Annotated in this window: 14 protein-coding genes and 3 pseudogenes; 12 read left to right on the top strand and 5 right to left on the bottom strand. The window is 52.5% G+C overall.

All coding sequences use genetic code 11. The annotated features are described in order from the left end of the window. Positions 1-180 precede the first annotated feature (180 nt). Positions 181-336: pseudogene (locus BFF42_RS22405) on the top strand (ROK family protein); the annotation flags it as partial. A 142-nt stretch (positions 337-478) separates the two neighbouring features. Here BFF42_RS22405 and araJ read toward each other — a convergent pair. The 3 genes from araJ to sbcD all read right to left on the bottom strand — a co-directional run bounded on the left by araJ (position 479) and on the right by sbcD (position 6,131). Further along, positions 479-1,663: an MFS transporter AraJ gene (gene araJ, locus BFF42_RS22400; RefSeq protein ID WP_001345723.1), complete on the bottom strand. Its 1,185-nt coding sequence runs from the start codon at positions 1,661-1,663 to the stop codon at positions 479-481. 125 nt (positions 1,664-1,788) lie between these two features. Beyond that, positions 1,789-4,932 carry an exonuclease subunit SbcC gene (gene sbcC, locus BFF42_RS22395; RefSeq protein WP_039059004.1) on the bottom strand — a complete coding sequence of 1,048 codons (3,144 nt, stop codon included), beginning with the start codon at positions 4,930-4,932 and terminating at the stop codon, positions 1,789-1,791. Then, the gene (gene sbcD, locus BFF42_RS22390; RefSeq protein WP_001221340.1) at positions 4,929-6,131 is read right to left on the bottom strand and encodes an exonuclease subunit SbcD; all 1,203 of its coding nucleotides are present in this window, start codon (positions 6,129-6,131) and stop codon (positions 4,929-4,931) included. The genes sbcC and sbcD overlap by 4 nt, the downstream gene beginning before the upstream one ends. A gap of 189 nt (positions 6,132-6,320) precedes the next feature. On the opposite strand from sbcD, the gene phoB reads away from it, so the two are divergent. From phoB to malZ, 5 genes and pseudogenes are all read left to right on the top strand, one after another. Continuing rightward, the gene (gene phoB / locus BFF42_RS22385; RefSeq protein ID WP_024228325.1) at positions 6,321-7,010 is read left to right on the top strand and encodes a phosphate response regulator transcription factor PhoB; all 690 of its coding nucleotides are present in this window, start codon (positions 6,321-6,323) and stop codon (positions 7,008-7,010) included. Between the two features lie 57 nt (positions 7,011-7,067). After that, positions 7,068-8,363, top strand: a complete 1,296-nt coding sequence (phoR, locus tag BFF42_RS22380) for a phosphate regulon sensor histidine kinase PhoR (RefSeq protein ID WP_000895346.1) — start codon at positions 7,068-7,070, stop codon at positions 8,361-8,363. Between the two features lie 406 nt (positions 8,364-8,769). Further along, positions 8,770-10,089 (top strand): branched-chain amino acid transporter carrier protein BrnQ, encoded by a 1,320-nt coding sequence (brnQ, locus tag BFF42_RS22375; RefSeq protein WP_000149639.1) that lies wholly within the window; start codon positions 8,770-8,772, stop codon positions 10,087-10,089. A 75-nt stretch (positions 10,090-10,164) separates the two neighbouring features. Continuing rightward, the gene (proY, locus tag BFF42_RS22370) at positions 10,165-11,538 is read left to right on the top strand and encodes a proline-specific permease ProY (RefSeq protein WP_001295329.1); all 1,374 of its coding nucleotides are present in this window, start codon (positions 10,165-10,167) and stop codon (positions 11,536-11,538) included. Between the two features lie 154 nt (positions 11,539-11,692). After that, positions 11,693-13,415: pseudogene (malZ, locus tag BFF42_RS22365) on the top strand (maltodextrin glucosidase). Between the two features lie 4 nt (positions 13,416-13,419). Here the strand turns inward: malZ and acpH are convergent. After that, positions 13,420-14,001 (bottom strand): ACP phosphodiesterase, encoded by a 582-nt coding sequence (acpH, locus tag BFF42_RS22360; RefSeq protein WP_001009875.1) that lies wholly within the window; start codon positions 13,999-14,001, stop codon positions 13,420-13,422. A gap of 92 nt (positions 14,002-14,093) precedes the next feature. Between acpH and queA the strand changes: the two genes are divergently transcribed. The 6 genes from queA (at position 14,094) to yajD (ending at position 20,035) form a co-directional block, all read left to right on the top strand. Further along, positions 14,094-15,164: a tRNA preQ1(34) S-adenosylmethionine ribosyltransferase-isomerase QueA gene (gene queA, locus BFF42_RS22355; protein WP_001266490.1), complete on the top strand. Its 1,071-nt coding sequence runs from the start codon at positions 14,094-14,096 to the stop codon at positions 15,162-15,164. A 55-nt stretch (positions 15,165-15,219) separates the two neighbouring features. After that, a complete protein-coding gene (gene tgt, locus BFF42_RS22350) occupies positions 15,220-16,347 on the top strand; it encodes a tRNA guanosine(34) transglycosylase Tgt (RefSeq protein ID WP_000667319.1) in 1,128 nt (375 codons plus the stop codon). A 22-nt stretch (positions 16,348-16,369) separates the two neighbouring features. Continuing rightward, complete coding sequence (yajC, locus tag BFF42_RS22345; RefSeq protein WP_000007634.1) at positions 16,370-16,702, top strand: preprotein translocase subunit YajC; 333 nt, start codon at positions 16,370-16,372, stop codon at positions 16,700-16,702. Between the two features lie 27 nt (positions 16,703-16,729). Further along, positions 16,730-18,577, top strand: coding sequence for a protein translocase subunit SecD (secD, locus tag BFF42_RS22340; protein ID WP_000934822.1), 1,848 nt, complete (start codon positions 16,730-16,732; stop codon positions 18,575-18,577). A 10-nt stretch (positions 18,578-18,587) separates the two neighbouring features. Beyond that, on the top strand, positions 18,588-19,559 hold the full coding sequence (gene secF, locus BFF42_RS22335) for a protein translocase subunit SecF (RefSeq protein ID WP_000046637.1): 972 nt from the start codon (positions 18,588-18,590) through the stop codon (positions 19,557-19,559). 128 nt (positions 19,560-19,687) lie between these two features. After that, positions 19,688-20,035 (top strand): HNH nuclease YajD, encoded by a 348-nt coding sequence (gene yajD / locus BFF42_RS22330; RefSeq protein ID WP_000974814.1) that lies wholly within the window; start codon positions 19,688-19,690, stop codon positions 20,033-20,035. Positions 20,036-20,087: 52 nt separating this feature from the next. On the opposite strand, the pseudogene BFF42_RS22325 reads toward yajD, so the two are convergent. Beyond that, positions 20,088-20,379: pseudogene (locus tag BFF42_RS22325) on the bottom strand (IS1-like element IS1X2 family transposase); the annotation flags it as partial.

Raw genomic sequence — 20,379 nt, 5'->3', positions numbered from 1 at the left:
TACCGGCATCCACGTTACAGACGGTCCCGGCAAAAGTGCCTGACCTGACCCCTATTAGCGGTTACCAGCGCCCCACCAGACCCGGTGACATCACCCCCCGGATCATGGACGACTGGGGGCAGTAATCATGCCGGGTCTGGCTGGCTAACACCCCATTATAAGGGGTACGAATAAAGTAACGGGGGGATGAGCAATGTAGACCGTTTATATCAAACGGTTCCGCAGTTGATTAAACAATTTGTCTTCGGCGGCGAATGTGAAACGCCGGTGCGTAAGGCGAAGCACGGTGATTCCAGCGGCGTACGCGGCGCTGCGTGGTTATGGCCACAAGAGTAAAAAACGTAGGCAATTGGCGCATCATGCCTGATGCGACGCTTGCCGCGTCTTATCAGGCCTGCAAAATGTGCCAGAACCGCGTAGGGCGGATAAGGCGTTCACGCCGCATCCGGCAATAAGTAATGAACACCGAGACTATAACCTACCCCAGTGGTTTCGCCAGCACCGGAGTATCCGCCGCTTGCTGGCGCTTATAGCGACCATACAGCAGCAACGACGACATCGCAGCAAACGAAAGCAGGGCGGCAGGCAGCGCCACGTAATTATATGCCAGCCCCAGCGTCAGCATCATACCACCGCAATATGCGCCGACGGCGCTACCGAGGTTAAACGCTATTTGCCCACCTGCGGCACCTAATAACTCTCCGCCTTTGGCGTTTTGTAGTAACAATATTTGTAGCGGTGCTGAAAGGGCAAATAATCCCGCGCAACAAATAAAAGCAAAAATAAGCGACGTTGTTTTCATGCCGCCGCAGAAAAAGAGCATCAGCAGTGCCAGTACAATTATAAAGTCAGTCACTGCTGCAATGCGCAGTGGTGAATAACGTCCTGAAATCCTGCCACTTAGCATATTTCCCAGCACCATCCCTAGCCCAACTAACATCATAATAAAGGTCATCGCCGTTTCCGAAAAACCGGAAATAAACATCATGTATGGCTTTACGTAGCTGAACCAGGCAAACACACCTGCGTTGCCAAACATGGTGGCGGCGAAAATTAACCACGGGGCCGGGCTGCGCAAAAAGTGAAATTGTTCGCGCAGCTTTCCTTTCGCCTCGTCGCGAATATCCGGCACCCAAAAATAGACCGATGCCATCACCGCAATATTAAAAACAGCGATCAATAAAAAGGTGTAACGCCAGCTAAATTCCTGACTTAAATACGTTCCCAGCGGAATGCCCAGCAAATTGGCGACTGTCATCCCGGAAACCATCCCCGCCACGGCGGCGGTGACTTTTCCGGGTTTGATAATTTTTGATAACACGATCGCGCCGACGCCAAAAAATGCGCCATGCGGAAAGCCGGATACCAGCCGACCAATGGCGAGCATCAGGTAAGACGAAGAGAGCGTGAACATGGCGTTGCCAATGACGCACAACGCCACCAGAAACAACAAGATATGTTTGAGTGAGTAGCGGCTGGAAAAGAGTGCGATGATTGGCGCACCGACCACCACCCCCAGTGCATAATACGAGATCATATGCCCGGCAGCAGGAATCGAAATTCCTACGTTATGCGCCAGCTCCGTGAGCACGCCCATAATGCCAAATTCGGCCATCCCCAAACCAAACGTGCCCAGAGCCAAAGATAAAATGACTTTTTTCATACCATCATCACAACCACCAGAACGGCTACCAATCACCGTAGCCAATAAAGTGATAGCTTGCAGGATAACGACCAGCAAGGCCAAGAGATAATTCGCCCCTCTGTATTCATTATCCTGCTGAATAGTTATTTCACTGCAAACGTACTTTCCAGTTTGCTGTAGCCCAGGCCGTTGATCTTTTTCACTTTGATCTGCACCGGAATACGCTCTTTCATCGCTTCTACGTGGCTAATCACACCGATGGTTTTGCCACTGGCGTTCAGGGCATCCAGCGCATCAAGGGCGGTATCCAGCGTTTCGCTATCCAGCGTGCCAAAACCTTCATCAAGGAACAGCGAGTCAATACGTGTTTTATGGCTGACCAGATCCGAAAGCGCCAGCGCCAGCGCCAGACTAACGAGGAAACTTTCGCCGCCGGAAAGGGTACGGGTATCGCGTACCGCATCTGCCTGCCAGGTATCAACAACCTCGACTTCCAGCGCCTCGCTGGCTTTGCGCTGTAACAGATAGCGCCCGTGCAGCCGGGTAAGTTGCTGATTAGCGAGATGGACTAAATTATCCAGCGTCAGCCCCTGGGCAAACTTGCGGAATTTATCGCCCTCTTTGGAACCTATTAGCGAATTCAGATATCCCCAGTCCTCAACCTGCTGCGTCATTTGAGCAATTTGCTGCATTAAGGTTTGTTGTTGCTGACGGTTATCTGCATCCTGCTTCAGCTGCTGGCGAATCTCGCCTTGACTCGTGGTGTTTTCACGCAACTTTTGGTGAGTTTGCGCTAACTCTTGCTGAATCTGCTCCACCGTCACAGTGAGAGCCAACCCGTCAGGTCGGTGTTGTTGATGCTGTGCCAGCGTTTCTGCTGTCTGAGTGACCAGCGTTTGCGCCTGACTGCGCTGGTTTTCCAGATTCTGCTTGAGCTGTTCCAGCTGCGTTAGTGTTTGTTCATCCATTAGCGCCGCAAGGAACGCCTGCTGATCGTCAAAGACGCTGGCCTGTAGCGCGGTGTCAAACTGCGCCTGGGCTTTTTGCAGACTTTGCGCCGCCAGAACATCCTGTTGCTGTAACGTCTGCTGCTGGCTGTGTAATGCGAGACATTGTTCATGAACCTGCCGCCAGTTATCCAGCGCCACAGTTTCTTCGCTGTGCGGGAGATCATCACTTTGCGGCAACGTTTCCAGAATCGGCGTCAGCTGCTGAATACGGTTTTGCAGCGCGGTTAATTCGTTCTGGCGTTGCTGCCAGCTCTGCGCTTCTTGCTGACGTGTCGCCAACCAGCTCTCTTCTTCATCTTCCTGTGGCAATGTCAGTGCATAACCCGCCAATGCCGTTAAGAGCTGCTGCTGGCGTTGTTCAATTTGCTGTTGATACTGGATAATTTGCTGATTATGCGCGGCAATCTGCCCTTGTAATTCATGTCGTTGGCTGAGTAACCGCAGCTGGCGTTCGTGCTCATCTTGTGCATCCAGCCACGGTTGAATATCGTCCTGTGGCTGCAAGGTGATATTGAGGCTGGCCGTGACGGCTTGCCATTGTTGAGTAAGTGCTTGCTCATCTTGTCGGAGGCTTTGCGCTTCGTTTTCATCGCGCTGAAGCTGCTTCGTTAATGCATCCAGTTGCCCGCGCAGCGCCGCACCTTCTTCGCCGAGCTTTTTAACTTCGTTTTCCAGCGCCAGTAATCGAGACTGATTAACACCAGGCTCCAGCGCCTGATACGCCTCGACCGCCGGGTGGCTGGTGGAACCACAAAGTGGACAAGGCTGACCCGCCTGTAACTGTGCACGCTGGGCTTCCAGCGTTTTGATGCGCGCTTCCTGCTCGCAAATGGTTTTCACATCGGCAAGTTGCTGCGTCTTTTCTTTATAACGCTGGCGCATTTCGTTAAGTGCGACATTACGTTGCGTCTGTTCCAGAGATCCATTCTGGATAGTGACCATTAACTGCGCCAGACGTTTTTGTTGGGGAACAATCTGCCCATGCAGCGCGACCAGGCGCTGACGCAGTGGGCGTTGCTCAGCATGTTGCGCCAGGGCGGTAGCAACTTCATCGGCGGTTAACGTCAACGTGATCGCCGCAAGCGCATTAAGTTTTTGCTCAGCATGGGTTAACTGTTGCTGCCATTGCCGCAGATGCTCGCGATCGCTGGTTTGTTGGGAGAACTGCGCACGCCAACCCGCCAGTTCGTTGTTCCACTGACGGAAGCGGTCGTGTTCCTGTAACCAGGTATTCAGGCTTTGTTGCTGCTGCTGTAATTCTGCTGACTGCTTCGCCGCGTGGTGGCGAATGCTCGCGCGAAGCGCCATTGTGCTCTGTAAGCGAGTATTTACTTCTTCAATCTGCTGGCGAGTATGCGCCAGCGCCGCGCTGTGTTCTGCGATGCGTTCCCAGTGCGGACGAAGATTTCGTGCCGGTTGTGCCAGACTGAGCGCCGCCAGTTGAGGTTGCGCTTTTTCTTCTTCGGCTAACGCCTGTTGCAAGGCCTGCTGACGGCGGCTGGCTTCTTGCTGCAATTCGTCCAGACGCGTTAACCAGTTTAGTGATTGTTGTTCTTGCTGCTGCGCGGTAAGTAACTGTTTTTCTTCGTCAGTAAGTACCTGCAAACTCGCTGTCAGCGATTGCACTTGTTCCGGCGTGAGCAACGCGACGCCGCTGGCCTGCGCTTGCAGCTTCTCCAGCTCTGTGCGGGCCGATTTGTGCTGCTCAAAAACCATCGCCGAGATTTGCCCGTAGATTTCAGTGCCGGTTAACTCCTCGAGCAATTCCGCGCGTTCTTTGGGTTTGGCATTCAGGAAGGCAGCAAATTGCCCCTGCGAAAGCAGCATCGAACGGGTGAAGCGCCCGTAATCCAGCCCGGTTAACGTCGCTGTCAGTTCCAGCTTATCTTTCACTTTGTCGGCGAGAATTTTGCCGTCGGCGCAGCGCGCCAGCTCTACGCGTGGCACCTGCAAATTACCGTCGGGTTGGTTACGCGCCCGATTCTGGCTCCAGAATGCACGGTACGCTTCACCTTTCACTTCAAACTCCACCTCCGCCAGACATTCGGCGGTATCGCGGGTCATGAGATCATTTTGCGATTGTGAAACGTTAGAGAGACGCGGAGTTTCGTGATACAGCGCCAGACAAATGGCGTCCAGCAGGGTGGTTTTCCCCGCACCGGTTGGGCCGGTAATGGCAAACAGCCCGTTGCTGGCGAACGGCTCGCGGGTGAAATCAATCTTCCATTCGCCTTTTAATGAGTTCAGGTTTTTCAGGCGCAGGCTGAGAATTTTCATGCTTCGTGTTCTCCGGCGAGGGTATGCAACGTCGTGGTGAAAAGATGCTGCAGACGTTGCTGCTGCGATTCATCCAGTTCTTCCAGTGCCAGACGGCGATTGAACACCTCTTCGACGCTGAGTTCGCTGAGGGTTTCACGCTGTTGGCTGGCTAACACACGCTCGCGCTGTTCATGACTCCGACGTACCAGCAATACTTCGACAGGCAATGATTCGGTTAATGCCTGGATTTTGCGCTGAATATCATGCAGATACTCATCAGTAGTGATTTCGATATCCAGCCAGACAGGTGGCTCCTGCGATACATCGCGCCACTGTTCCAGCTGTGCGGTAATCGACGCCAGATCGCCTTTCAGCACCGCCATGGGTTGAGTTACCGGTACGTTCAGGTTTTCCACGCTCTCTAATTTGCCGTTTGAAAATGTCACCAGATGGACATATTTACTCTTACCGCATTCATCAAAACTCAGTGGAATGGGGGAACCGCAATAGCGAACATGTTCCATGCCGCCAATAATCTGTGCGCGGTGAATATGCCCGAGCGCTATGTAGTCGGCTGGTGGAAAGTTTTGTGCCGGAAACGCGTCCAGCGTGCCAATATAAATGTCACGCACGGCGTCACTTTTACTGGCACCCACGGTCGTTAAATGTCCCGTGGCGATGATGGGCAGAGGCTGATCGCCGCGCAGTTTGCAGGCATCGGCATAGTGTTGTTGGTAATAATCGGTAATCGCTGCCAGTAAATGCTGCTGTTTTTCAATACCGTTAAGCCCCGCCTGGCTGGAAATAATGTCACGCGGGCGTAAAAACGGAATGGAGCACAGCACTGCGCCTGGCGTCCCGTCGCGACGAGGCAAGATTTGCGGCGCATGTCCGGCGCTGGCGACCACGGTTGTATTGAGGAACGCCATGATATCGCGCGATTCATTCAGCGTGGCGACCGAGTCATGGTTTCCTGCCAGTACCACCAGATGACAGCCAGTTTGCTGTAAATTGACAACAAAACGGTTGTATAACGTGCGGGCGTAACTGGGCGGCGAGCCGGTATCGAAAACATCACCAGCAACAATAATCGCATCCACCTGATGGGTTTGTGCTGTCTCCAGCAGCCAGTCAAGAAAAGCCTGATGTTCAGCTTCGCGGCTTTTACTGTAGAAGTTCTGGCCGAGATGCCAGTCTGAGGTGTGAAGGATGCGCATAACGGTTCCCTGGCGAAAAAGCATGGTCGCGATTATACCCAAACAGATGTGCCATTTGCTTTTTTCTGCGCCACGGAAATCAATAACCTGAAGATATGTGCGACGAGCTTTTCATAAATCTGTCATAAATCTGACGCATAATGACGTCGCATTAATGATCGCAACCTATTTATTACAACAGGGCAAATCATGGCGAGACGTATTCTGGTCGTAGAAGATGAAGCTCCAATTCGCGAAATGGTCTGCTTCGTGCTCGAACAAAATGGCTTTCAGCCGGTCGAAGCGGAAGATTATGACAGTGCTGTGAATCAACTGAATGAACCCTGGCCGGATTTAATTCTCCTTGACTGGATGTTACCTGGCGGCTCCGGTATCCAGTTCATCAAACACCTCAAGCGCGAGTCGATGACCCGGGATATTCCAGTGGTGATGTTGACCGCCAGAGGGGAAGAAGAAGATCGCGTGCGCGGCCTTGAAACCGGCGCGGATGACTATATCACCAAGCCGTTTTCGCCGAAGGAGCTGGTGGCGCGAATCAAAGCGGTAATGCGCCGTATTTCGCCAATGGCGGTGGAAGAGGTGATTGAGATGCAGGGATTAAGTCTCGACCCGACATCTCACCGAGTGATGGTGGGCGAAGAGCCGCTGGAGATGGGGCCGACAGAATTTAAACTGCTGCACTTTTTTATGACGCATCCTGAGCGCGTGTACAGCCGCGAGCAGCTGTTAAACCACGTCTGGGGAACTAACGTGTATGTGGAAGACCGCACGGTCGATGTCCACATTCGTCGCCTGCGTAAAGCACTGGAGCCCGGCGGGCATGACCGCATGGTGCAGACCGTGCGCGGTACAGGATATCGTTTTTCAACCCGCTTTTAACGCCTTGCTCATCGGACGCAGAGCAGGGCTTATGATTTCTTAACTGGAGTATCTTACGTGCTGGAATGGCTGTCGTGGAAAAGGCTGGTGCTGGAGCTGCTACTTTGCTGCCTCCCGGCTTTCATCCTGGGTGCATTTTTTGGTTACCTGCCCTGGTTTTTGCTGGCATCGGTAACAGGACTGCTTATCTGGCATTTCTGGAATTTATTGCGCCTTTCATGGTGGTTGTGGGTGGATCGCAGTATGACCCCGCCACCGGGGCGTGGTAGCTGGGAACCGCTACTATACGGCTTACACCAGATGCAGCTGCGAAATAAAAAACGCCGCCGTGAACTGGGCAATCTGATTAAACGCTTTCGTAGCGGCGCGGAGTCGCTGCCCGACGCGGTGGTGCTGACCACGGAAGAGGGCGGTATTTTCTGGTGTAACGGTCTGGCGCAACAAATTCTTGGTTTGCGCTGGCCGGAAGATAACGGGCAGAACATCCTTAACCTACTGCGTTACCCGGAGTTTACGCAATATCTGAAAACGCGTGATTTTTCTCGCCCGCTCAATCTGGTGCTCAACACCGGGCGGCATCTGGAAATTCGCGTCATGCCTTATACCCACAAACAGTTGCTGATGGTGGCGCGTGATGTCACGCAAATGCATCAACTGGAAGGGGCGCGGCGTAACTTTTTTGCCAACGTGAGCCATGAGTTACGTACGCCATTGACCGTGTTACAGGGTTACCTGGAGATGATGGATGAGCAGCCGCTGGAAGGCGCGGTACGCGAAAAAGCGTTGCACACCATGCGCGAGCAGACCCAGCGGATGGAAGGGCTGGTGAAGCAGTTGCTAACGCTGTCGAAAATTGAAGCCGCGCCGACGCAATTGCTCAATGAAAAGGTTGATGTGCCGATGATGCTGCGCGTTGTTGAGCGCGAGGCTCAGACTCTGAGTCAGAAAAAACAGACATTTACCTTTGAGATAGATAACGGCCTCAAAGTGTCTGGCAACGAAGATCAGCTACGCAGTGCGATTTCGAACCTGGTCTATAACGCCGTGAATCATACTCCAGAAGGCACGCATATCACCGTACGCTGGCAGCGAGTGCCGCACGGTGCCGAATTTAGCGTTGAAGATAACGGACCGGGCATTGCACCGGAGCATATTCCGCGCCTGACCGAGCGTTTTTATCGCGTTGATAAAGCGCGTTCCCGGCAAACCGGCGGTAGCGGATTAGGGTTAGCGATCGTGAAACATGCTGTGAATCATCACGAAAGTCGCCTGAATATTGAGAGTACAGTAGGAAAAGGAACACGTTTCAGTTTTGTTATCCCGGAACGTTTAATTGCCAAAAACAGCGATTAATCCGCCTTTGTCATCTTTTATTGCCATAAGCCAGTCGATGCTGGCTTATTTTCTTTGCAGTCAAAATACGGGCGTTAGATTTTACAACGGTTGGTGATTTTTTGTTCGCATGATTAGCCATGTCTTTTTCACGGAAATAGTGTTTTATACTGGTTGGTGATTTCTTATCGCTATATACCTCTGGTTTTTAGATCCCTCCTTGCTTTAAAACGTTATAAGCGTTTAAATTGCGCTTCAGGTGCTGTCATACTGACTGCATTAACGCGGTAAATCGAAAAACTATTCTTCGCCGCGCCTGGTTGGGAGTATTTCCCGCTAAAATTGTTTAAATATACCGCTGTATCATCCCCAGGTATTGGCACAAAAATTTAACGTTACAACACCACATCCACAGGCAGTATGATTTATGACCCATCAATTAAGATCGCGCGATATCATCGCTCTGGGCTTTATGACATTTGCGTTGTTCGTCGGCGCAGGTAACATTATTTTCCCTCCAATGGTCGGCTTGCAGGCAGGCGAACACGTCTGGACTGCGGCATTCGGCTTCCTCATTACTGCCGTTGGCCTGCCGGTATTAACGGTAGTGGCGCTGGCAAAAGTTGGCGGCGGTGTTGACAGCCTCAGCACGCCAATCGGTAAAGTCGCTGGCGTGCTGCTGGCAACGGTTTGTTACTTGGCGGTGGGGCCGCTTTTCGCTACGCCGCGTACAGCTACCGTTTCCTTTGAAGTGGGGATTGCGCCGCTGACGGGTGATTCCGCGCTGCCGCTGTTTATCTACAGCTTGGTCTATTTCGCTATCGTTATTCTGGTTTCGCTCTATCCGGGCAAGCTGCTGGATACCGTGGGCAACTTCCTTGCGCCGCTGAAAATTATCGCGCTGGTCATCCTGTCTGTTGCCGCTATTGTCTGGCCGGCGGGTTCTATCAGCACGGCGACTGAGGCTTATCAAAACGCTGCGTTTTCTAACGGCTTCGTTAACGGCTATCTGACCATGGATACGCTGGGCGCAATGGTGTTTGGTATCGTTATTGTTAACGCGGCGCGTTCTCGTGGCGTTACCGAAGCGCGTCTGCTGACCCGTTATACCGTCTGGGCTGGCCTGATGGCGGGTGTTGGTCTGACTCTGCTGTACCTGGCGCTGTTCCGTCTGGGTTCAGACAGCGCGTCGCTGGTCGATCAGTCTGCAAACGGCGCTGCTATTCTGCATGCTTACGTTCAGCACACATTTGGCGGCGGCGGTAGCTTCCTGCTGGCGGCGTTAATCTTCATCGCCTGCCTGGTAACGGCAGTTGGCCTGACCTGTGCTTGTGCAGAATTCTTTGCCCAGTACGTACCGCTCTCTTATCGTACGCTGGTGTTTATCCTCGGCGGCTTCTCGATGGTGGTGTCTAACCTCGGCTTAAGCCAGCTGATCCAGATCTCCGTACCGGTGCTGACCGCTATTTATCCGCCGTGTATCGCACTGGTTGTATTAAGTTTTACACGCTCATGGTGGCATAATTCGTCCCGCGTGATTGCCCCGCCGATGTTTATCAGCCTGCTTTTTGGTATTCTCGACGGGATCAAAGCATCTGCATTCAGCGATATCTTACCGTCCTGGGCGCAGCGTTTACCGCTGGCCGAACAAGGCCTGGCGTGGTTAATGCCAACAGTGGTGATGGTGGTTCTGGCCATTATCTGGGATCGCGCGGCAGGTCGTCAGGTGACCTCCAGCGCTCACTAAATCACTGAACATTTGTTTTAACCACGGGGCTGCGATGCCCCGTGGTTTTTTATTGTGTTGATGGGTTAGGAATTGATGGAAAGTAAGAACAAGCTAAAGCGTGGGCTAAGTACCCGCCACATACGCTTTATGGCACTGGGTTCAGCAATTGGCACCGGGCTGTTTTACGGTTCGGCAGACGCCATCAAAATGGCCGGTCCGAGCGTGTTGTTGGCCTATATTATCGGTGGTATCGCGGCGTATATCATTATGCGTGCGCTGGGGGAAATGTCGGTACATAACCCGGCCGCCAGCTCTTTCTCGCGTTATGCGCAGGAAAACCTCGGCCCGCTGGCAGGTTACATTACCGGCTGGACCTACTGCTTTGAAATCCTAATTGTCGCCATCGCCGATGTGACCGCTTTTGGTATCTATATGGGTGTCTGGTTCCCGACGGTGCCGCACTGGATTTGGGTACTGAGCGTGGTGCTGATCATTTGCGCCGTAAACCTGATGAGCGTGAAGGTATTCGGTGAGCTGGAATTCTGGTTCTCGTTCTTTAAAGTCGCCACCATCATCATCATGATTGTCGCCGGTTTCGGCATCATCATCTGGGGGATTGGCAACGGCGGGCAACCGACCGGTATTCATAACCTGTGGAGCAACGGCGGCTTCTTCAGTAACGGCTGGCTTGGCATGGTAATGTCGTTGCAAATGGTGATGTTTGCTTACGGTGGGATCGAAATTATCGGGATTACCGCCGGTGAAGCGAAAGATCCTGAGAAATCGATTCCGCGTGCGATTAACTCCGTGCCGATGCGTATTCTGGTGTTCTACGTCGGTACGCTGTTCGTCATTATGTCTATCTACCCGTGGAATCAGGTTGGCACTGCCGGTAGCCCGTTCGTGCTGACGTTCCAGCATATGGGCATTACCTTTGCCGCCAGCATTCTTAACTTTGTTGTGCTGACCGCTTCGCTGTCGGCAATTAACAGTGACGTATTTGGCGTAGGCCGTATGCTCCACGGTATGGCAGAGCAGGGCAGCGCACCGAAAATTTTCAGCAAAACGTCGCGTCGCGGTATTCCGTGGGTTACGGTGCTGGTGATGACTACCGCGCTGCTGTTTGCGGTGTATCTGAACTACATCATGCCGGAAAACGTCTTCCTGGTGATCGCTTCGCTGGCAACCTTCGCCACGGTATGGGTGTGGATTATGATCCTGCTGTCGCAAATCGCCTTCCGTCGCCGTTTGCCGCCAGAAGAAGTTAAGGCGCTGAAATTTAAAGTGCCGGGTGGGGTAGCAACGACCATCGGCGGGCTGATTTTCCTGCTCTTTATTATCGGGTTGATTGGTTATCACCCGGATACGCGTATCTCGCTGTATGTCGGTTTCGCGTGGATTGTTGTGCTGTTGATTGGCTGGATGTTTAAGCGTCGCCACGATCGTCAGCTGGCTGAAAACCAGTAATCCTTGCGTTCTGTAAGCCGGTTCAGGAGGAAATCCTGATCCGGCTATTCCGAAGTTATCCGCCCCCGTCCTCCTCCCCCAAATATCCTTCAGATGATGAGTGATCCTGCATTAGGCTATGGCAAGGTGATCAGATTTTCATCACAGGGGAATTATGATGTTAAATGCATGGCACCTGCCGGTGCCCCCATTTGTTAAACAAAGCAAAGATCAACTGCTCATTACACTGTGGCTGACGGGCGAAGACCCACCGCAGCGCATTATGCTGCGTACAGAACACGATAACGAAGAAATGTCAGTACCAATGCATAAGCAGCGCAGTCAGCCGCAGCCAGGCGTCACCGCAGGGCTTCAGCCGAATGCCGCCGGCACGACTGGAGCAGTTTGCCGTCGATGTACCGGATATCGGCCCACAATGGGCTGCGGATCAGATTTTTTATCAGATCTTCCCTGATCGTTTTGCGCGTAGTCTTCCTCGTGAAGCTGAACAGGATCATGTCTATTACCATCATGCAGCCGGACAAGAGATCATCTTGCGTGACTGGGATGAACCGGTCACGGCGCAGGCGGGCAGATCAACGTTCTATGGCGGCGATCTGGACGGGATAAGCGAAAAACTGCCGTATCTGAAAAAGCTTGGCGTGACAGCGCTGTATCTCAATCCGGTGTTTAAAGCTCCCAGCGTACATCAATACGATACCGAGGATTATCGCCATGTCGATCCGCAGTTTGGCGGTGATGGGGCGTTGCTGCGTTTGCGACACAATACGCAGCAGCTGGGAATGCGGCTGGTGCTGGACGGCGTGTTTAACCACAGTGGCGATTCCCATGCCTGGTTTGACAGGCACAATCGTGGCACGGGGGGAGCTTGTCACAACCCTGAATCGCCCTGGCGCGACTGGTACTCGTTTAGTGATGATGGCACGGCGCTCGACTGGCTTGGCTATGCCAGCTTGCCGAAGCTGGATTATCAGTCGGAAAGTCTGGTGAATGAAATTTATCGCGGGGAAGACAGTATTGTCCGCCATTGGCTGAAAGCGCCGTGGAGTATGGACGGCTGGCGGCTGGATGTGGTGCATATGCTGGGGGAGGCGGGTGGGGCGCGCAATAATATGCAGCACGTTGCTGGGATCACCGAAGCGGCGAAAGAAACCCAGCCGGAAGCGTATATTGTCGGCGAACATTTTGGCGATGCACGGCAATGGTTACAGGCCGATGTGGAAGATGCCGCCATGAACTATCGTGGCTTCACATTCCCGTTGTGGGGATTTCTTGCCAATACCGATATCTCTTACGATCCGCAGTAAATTGATGCCCAAACCTGTATGGCCTGGATGGATAATTACCGCGCAGGGCTTTCTCATCAACAACAATTACGTATGTTTAATCAGCTCGACAGCCACGATACTGCGCGATTTAAAACGCTGCTCGGTCGGGATATTGCGCGCCTGCCGCTGGCGGTGGTCTGGCTGTTCACCTGGCCTGGTGTACCGTGCATTTATTACGGTGATGAAGTGGGACTGGATGGTAAAAACGATCCGTTTTGCCGTAAACCGTTCCCCTGGCAGGTGGAAAAGCAGGATACGGCGTTATTCGCGCTGTACCGGCGAATGATTGTGCTGCGTAAGAAAAGTCAGGCGCTGCGTCGTGGCGGCTGTCAGGTGCTGTATGCGGAAGATAACGTAGTGGTATTTGTCCGCGTGCTGAATCAGCAACGTGTACTGGTGGCAATCAACCGTGGCGAGGCCTGTGAAGTGGTGCTACCCGCGTCACCGTTTCTCAATGCCGTGCAATGGCAATGCAAAGAAGGGCATGGGCAACTGACTGACGGGATTCTGGCTTTGCCTGCCATTTCGGCTACGGTATGGATGAACTAACGTTTTATAACGCCTTGTGTGACGCCTGCGCCATCATCCGCGGATAAAACTGCCAGAAGCGGGTTTCGAGGGCGGTATAATGGGCGTTTAAATCGTACCAGGAGTCACGCAGGGCATCCAGACGTGGGCGACGGCTTGCCATGCCGTTTAACACGTTCTGGATGAAATCCATATCGCGATAGCGCACCAGCCACTGCTCTGACCACAAGTAATTGTTTAGATTGATAAAACGTGGCGGTGAGTCCGGCAAAATCGTCATCACTTGCTTGCGGGCATAACAGATAAATTCCTGTAGCGGAAAGTCCGGCGACAGCTGCGACCAGTGGCGGGAAAGAAAGTGATCCCACATGACATCCAGCGTAATAGGCGCAACGCGGCGCGTTTCACGACGAAACCACTCCCGTGCTTCGCGGACTTCCGGCAGATTGTCAGTCAATACGTCGATACGTCGATGCATATGAATGCCAGCCACGACGTCGGGCGGAAAACTTTCTTCAGGATTTCCGCGTACGAAATCAGCCAGTAAATTGCCGGAAAGCGAGCTTTCCGCGAGATGGGCTAAATGCAGGTGAGCTAAAAAATTCATCGATTATATTCTATCCAAAGGGGGGTAAAGGTTGCAGGGAGAGCGCCCCGGCACTAGACTACCCGCCTCTTATTTTAGTCTGAGTCAGTGTCATGCGCGTTACCGATTTCTCCTTTGAATTGCCCGAATCCCTGATTGCCCACTACCCCATGCCTGAACGCAGTAGCTGTCGTTTACTGTCGCTGGACGGGCCTACGGGCGCGCTGACGCACGGTACTTTCACCGATTTACTCGATAAGCTCAACCCCGGTGATCTTCTGGTTTTTAATAATACTCGCGTGATCCCGGCGCGCCTGTTTGGGCGTAAAGCCAGCGGCGGCAAGATTGAAGTGCTGGTTGAGCGGATGCTCGACGACAAACGCATTCTTGCGCATATTCGCGCCTCGAAAGCGCCAAAACCTGGCGCAGAACTGCTGCTGGGCGATGACGAAAGTATTAACGCAACAATGACCGCGCGCCACGGCGCACTGTTTGAAGTCGAATTCAATGATGATCGTTCGGTACTGGATATCCTCAACAGTATCGGCCATATGCCGCTGCCGCCGTATATCGACCGTCCGGACGAAGACGCTGACCGCGAACTTTATCAAACCGTTTATAGCGAAAAACCGGGCGCGGTTGCAGCCCCGACCGCTGGTCTGCATTTTGACGAGCCTTTGCTGGAAAAATTGCGCGCCAAAGGCGTGGAGATGGCGTTTGTGACGTTGCACGTTGGTGCGGGCACCTTCCAGCCGGTGCGCGTCGACACCATTGAAGATCACATCATGCACTCGGAATACGCTGAAGTACCGCAGGATATGGTAGACGCGGTACTGGCGGCGAAAGCGCGCGGTAACCGGGTGATTGCGGTTGGCACCACTTCAGTACGTTCGCTGGAAAGCGCGGCTCAGGCAGCGAAAAACGATCTCATTGAACCGTTCTTCGACGATACCCAAATCTTTATCTATCCGGGCTTCCAGTACAAAGTGGTCGATGCGCTGGTGACGAACTTCCACTTGCCAGAGTCGACGCTGATTATGCTGGTTTCGGCCTTTGCCGGTTATCAACACACCATGAACGCCTATAAAGCAGCGGTAGAAGAGAAATATCGCTTTTTTAGTTACGGTGATGCGATGTTTATTACGTACAATCCGCAGGCAATTAATGAGCGCGTCGGGGAGTAATTCCGCGGCGCTGGTTTAAAACGTTGGACTGTTTTTCTGACGTAGTGGAGAAAAAATGAAATTTGAACTGGACACCACCGACGGTCGCGCACGCCGTGGCCGCCTGGTCTTTGATCGTGGCGTAGTGGAAACGCCTTGTTTTATGCCTGTTGGCACCTACGGCACCGTAAAAGGGATGACGCCGGAAGAAGTTGAAGCCACTGGCGCGCAAATTATCCTCGGCAACACCTTCCACCTGTGGCTGCGCCCGGGCCAGGAAATCATGAAACTGCACGGCGATCTGCACGATTTTATGCAGTGGAAGGGGCCGATCCTCACCGACTCCGGCGGCTTCCAGGTCTTCAGCCTTGGCGATATTCGTAAAATCACCGAACAGGGCGTGCACTTCCGTAACCCGATCAACGGCGATCCGATTTTCCTCGATCCTGAAAAATCAATGGAGATTCAGTACGATCTTGGTTCGGATATCGTCATGATCTTTGATGAGTGTACGCCGTATCCTGCTGACTGGGATTACGCAAAACGCTCCATGGAGATGTCTCTGCGTTGGGCGAAGCGTAGCCGTGAGCGTTTTGACAGTCTCGGAAACAAAAATGCGCTGTTTGGTATCATTCAGGGCAGCGTTTACGAAGATTTACGTGATATTTCTGTTAAAGGTCTGGTAGATATCGGTTTTGATGGCTACGCTGTCGGCGGTCTGGCTGTGGGTGAGCCGAAAGCAGATATGCACCGCATTCTGGAGCATGTATGCCCGCAAATTCCGGCAGACAAACCGCGTTACCTGATGGGCGTTGGTAAACCAGAAGACCTGGTTGAAGGCGTACGTCGTGGTATCGATATGTTTGACTGCGTAATGCCAACCCGCAACGCCCGAAATGGTCATTTGTTCGTGACCGATGGCGTGGTGAAAATCCGCAATGCGAAGTATAAGAGCGATACTGGCCCACTCGATCCTGAGTGTGATTGCTACACCTGTCGCAATTATTCACGCGCTTACTTGCATCATCTTGACCGTTGCAACGAAATATTAGGCGCGCGACTCAACACCATTCATAACCTTCGTTACTACCAGCGTTTGATGGCGGGTTTACGCAAGGCTATTGAAGAGGGTAAATTAGAGAGCTTCGTAACTGATTTTTACCAGCGTCAGGGGCGAGAAGTACCACCTTTGAACGTTGATTAATATTAATAATGAGGGAAATTTAATGAGCTTTTTTATTTCTGATGCGGTAGCGGCAACGGGTGCACCGGTGCAAGGTAGCCCGATGTCTTTGATTTTGATGCTGGTGGTATTCGGTCTGATTTTCTATTTCATGATCCTGCGTCCACAGCAGAAGCGCACCAAAGAACACAAAAAGCTGATGGACTCCATTGCCAAAGGTGATGAAGTTCTGACGAACGGTGGCCTGGTTGGTCGCGTAACCAAAGTAGCGGAAAACGGCTACATTGCTATCGCGCTGAATGACACCACTGAAGTAGTTATTAAACGTGACTTCGTAGCTGCCGTCCTGCCGAAAGGCACCATGAAGGCGCTGTAATTAAAATTTTTCCCTAAGGGAATTGCCGTGTTAAACCGTTATCCTTTGTGGAAGTACGTCATGCTGATCGTGGTGATTGTCATCGGTCTGCTGTATGCGCTTCCCAACCTGTTTGGTGAGGATCCGGCTGTTCAGATCACTGGTGCGCGCGGAGTCGCCGCCAGTGAGCAAACGCTGATCCAGGTCCAGAAAACGTTACAAGAAGAAAAAATAACTGCTAAGTCTGTGGCACTGGAAGAGGGCGCTATTCTTGCGCGCTTCGACTCCACTGACACCCAGCTGCGCGCTCGTGAAGCATTAATGGGCGTTATGGGTGACAAATACGTCGTGGCGCTTAACCTTGCCCCGGCAACGCCGCGCTGGCTGGCAGCTATTCACGCTGAGCCGATGAAGCTCGGCCTTGACCTGCGTGGCGGCGTTCACTTCCTGATGGAAGTGGATATGGACACCGCGCTTGGCAAACTCCAGGAACAAAATATCGATAGCCTGCGCAGCGATCTGCGTGAAAAGGGCATCCCGTATACCACCGTTCGTAAAGAAAACAACTACGGCCTGAGCATTACTTTCCGCGATGCTAAAGCTCGTGATGAAGCCATTGCGTATCTGAGCAAGCGCCATCCGGACTTGGTGATTAGTAGCCAGGGCAGCAACCAGCTGCGTGCGGTAATGAGCGATGCTCGTCTGAGTGAAGCGCGTGAATATGCGGTGCAGCAGAACATCAATATCCTGCGTAACCGTGTAAACCAACTTGGCGTAGCGGAGCCGGTGGTTCAGCGTCAGGGTGCTGACCGTATCGTTGTTGAACTGCCAGGTATTCAGGACACTGCGCGTGCGAAAGAGATTCTGGGTGCGACGGCAACGCTGGAATTCCGTCTGGTAAACACCAACGTTGACCAGGCCGCTGCGGCATCCGGTCGCGTACCGGGCGACTCTGAAGTGAAACAGACCCGCGAAGGTCAGCCAGTTGTGCTGTACAAACGCGTAATTCTGACCGGTGACCATATCACCGACTCCACTTCCAGCCAGGACGAATACAACCAACCGCAGGTTAACATCTCGCTCGATAGCGCTGGTGGTAACATCATGTCTAACTTCACTAAGGACAACATCGGCAAACCGATGGCAACCCTGTTTGTGGAGTACAAAGACAGCGGTAAGAAAGATGCAAATGGTCGTGCGGTTCTGGTGAAACAGGAAGAGGTGATTAACATCGCCAACATCCAGTCTCGTCTGGGTAACAGCTTCCGTATCACCGGCATCAACAACCCGAACGAAGCCCGTCAGCTGTCACTGCTGCTGCGTGCCGGTGCGTTGATCGCGCCGATTCAGATTGTTGAAGAACGTACCATTGGCCCAACCCTGGGTATGCAGAACATTGAACAGGGGCTGGAGGCTTGCCTTGCCGGTCTGCTGGTTTCTATTCTGTTCATGATCATCTTCTATAAGAAGTTTGGTCTGATTGCGACCAGTGCTCTGATTGCCAACTTGATCTTAATCGTCGGCATTATGTCGCTGTTGCCAGGCGCAACGCTGAGTATGCCAGGTATCGCGGGTATCGTCTTAACCCTTGCGGTGGCGGTCGATGCGAACGTACTGATCAACGAACGTATTAAAGAAGAGTTGAGCAACGGACGTACTGTTCAACAGGCAATTGATGAAGGTTATCGTGGCGCATTCAGTTCTATCTTCGATGCGAACATCACCACGCTGATTAAAGTCATCATCCTGTACGCAGTGGGTACCGGGGCAATTAAAGGGTTCGCGATTACTACCGGTATCGGTGTGGCGACGTCGATGTTTACCGCGATTGTCGGTACGCGTGCCATCGTAAACCTGCTATATGGCGGCAAGCGCGTCAAGAAGCTGTCAATCTGAGGAGTGCGATGTGGCACAGGAATATACTGTTGAACAACTAAACCACGGCCGTAAAGTCTATGACTTTATGCGCTGGGACTACTGGGCTTTCGGCATCTCTGGTCTGCTGTTAATCGCCGCTATCGTTATTATGGGCGTGCGCGGCTTTAACTGGGGGCTGGATTTCACCGGTGGTACGGTTATCGAAATTACGCTCGAAAAACCGGCTGAAATTGACGTAATGCGTGATGCATTGCAAAAAGCCGGTTTTGAAGAGCCAATGCTGCAAAACTTTGGTAGCAGCCACGACATCATGGTCCGTATGCCGCCTGCTGAAGGCGAAACCGGCGGTCAGGTGCTGGGCAGCCAGGTTCTGAAGGTGATTAACGAATCCACCAATCAGAATGCAGCAGTGAAGCGTATTGAGTTCGTCGGTCCGAGCGTGGGGGCAGACCTTGCGCAAACCGGTGCGATGGCGTTGATGGCGGCGCTGCTGTCTATCCTTGTGTACGTAGGTTTTCGCTTTGAGTGGCGACTGGCGGCAGGGGTTGTTATTGCGCTGGCGCACGACGTTATCATTACGCTGGGTATTTTGTCGTTATTCCATATCGAGATTGACCTGACCATTGTGGCATCGTTGATGTCGGTTATCGGTTACTCGCTTAACGACAGTATCGTGGTATCGGACCGTATTCGTGAAAACTTCCGCAAGATCCGTCGCGGTACGCCTTACGAAATCTTTAACGTGTCCTTGACCCAGACGCTGCACCGTACCTTGATCACATCCGGTACTACCTTGATGGTTATCCTGATGCTGTACCTCTTCGGTGGTCCGGTACTGGAAGGCTTCTCGCTGACCATGCTTATCGGTGTTTCCATCGGTACTGCATCTTCCATCTATGTGGCATCTGCGTTGGCTCTGAAACTGGGTATGAAGCGCGAACACATGTTGCAGCAGAAAGTGGAAAAAGAAGGGGCGGATCAGCCGTCAATTCTGCCGTAATCAAGTTCCCGTTGATGTTGAAAATCCCGGTCAGAAGATCGGGATTTTTTTTGATGTATGGAGATTGCGAAAATCCCCGCATCTTGGGAAACTGCGCGTAACCCTACATTTCATCCAGGTAACTCTTCATGGCTATCATCCCAAAAAACTATGCGCGGTTAGAAAGCGGCTATCGCGAAAAAGCATTAAAAATATATCCGTGGGTCTGCGGTCGCTGTTCCCGCGAGTTTGTTTATTCCAACCTGCGTGAACTTACCGTTCACCACATTGATCACGACCATACCAATAACCCGGAAGATGGCAGTAACTGGGAATTGCTTTGTCTCTATTGCCACGATCATGAGCATTCGAAATATACCGAAGCGGATCAGTATGGTACGACCGTTATCGCAGGGGAAGATGCGCAGAAAGATGTCGGTGAAGCGAAGTACAACCCATTCGCTGACCTGAAAGCGATGATGAACAAGACGAAGTGATTAAAACGTAAAATTGCCTGATGCGCTACGCTTATCAGGTAATGACTCCAACTTACTGATAGTGTTTTATGTTCAGATAATGCCCGATGACCTTGTCATGCAGCTCCACCGATTTTGAGAACGACAGTGACTTCCGTCCCAGCCTTGCCAGATGTTGTCTCAGATTCAGATTATGTCGCTCAATGCGCTGAGTGTAACGCTTGCTGATAACGTGCAGCTTTCCCTTCAGGCGTGATTCATACAGCGGCCAGCCATCCGTCATCCATACCACGACCTCAAAGGCCGACAGCAGGCTCAGAAGACGCTCCAGTGTGGCCAGAGTGCGTTCACCGAAGACGTGCGCC

Source organism: Shigella sp. FC1661 (genome assembly GCF_001712525.1).
In the GTDB taxonomy this organism is placed as follows: domain Bacteria; phylum Pseudomonadota; class Gammaproteobacteria; order Enterobacterales; family Enterobacteriaceae; genus Escherichia; species Escherichia coli.
The sequence above is the reverse complement of the archived record's forward strand: the minus strand, read 5'-3'. Positions and strand labels throughout refer to the sequence as shown.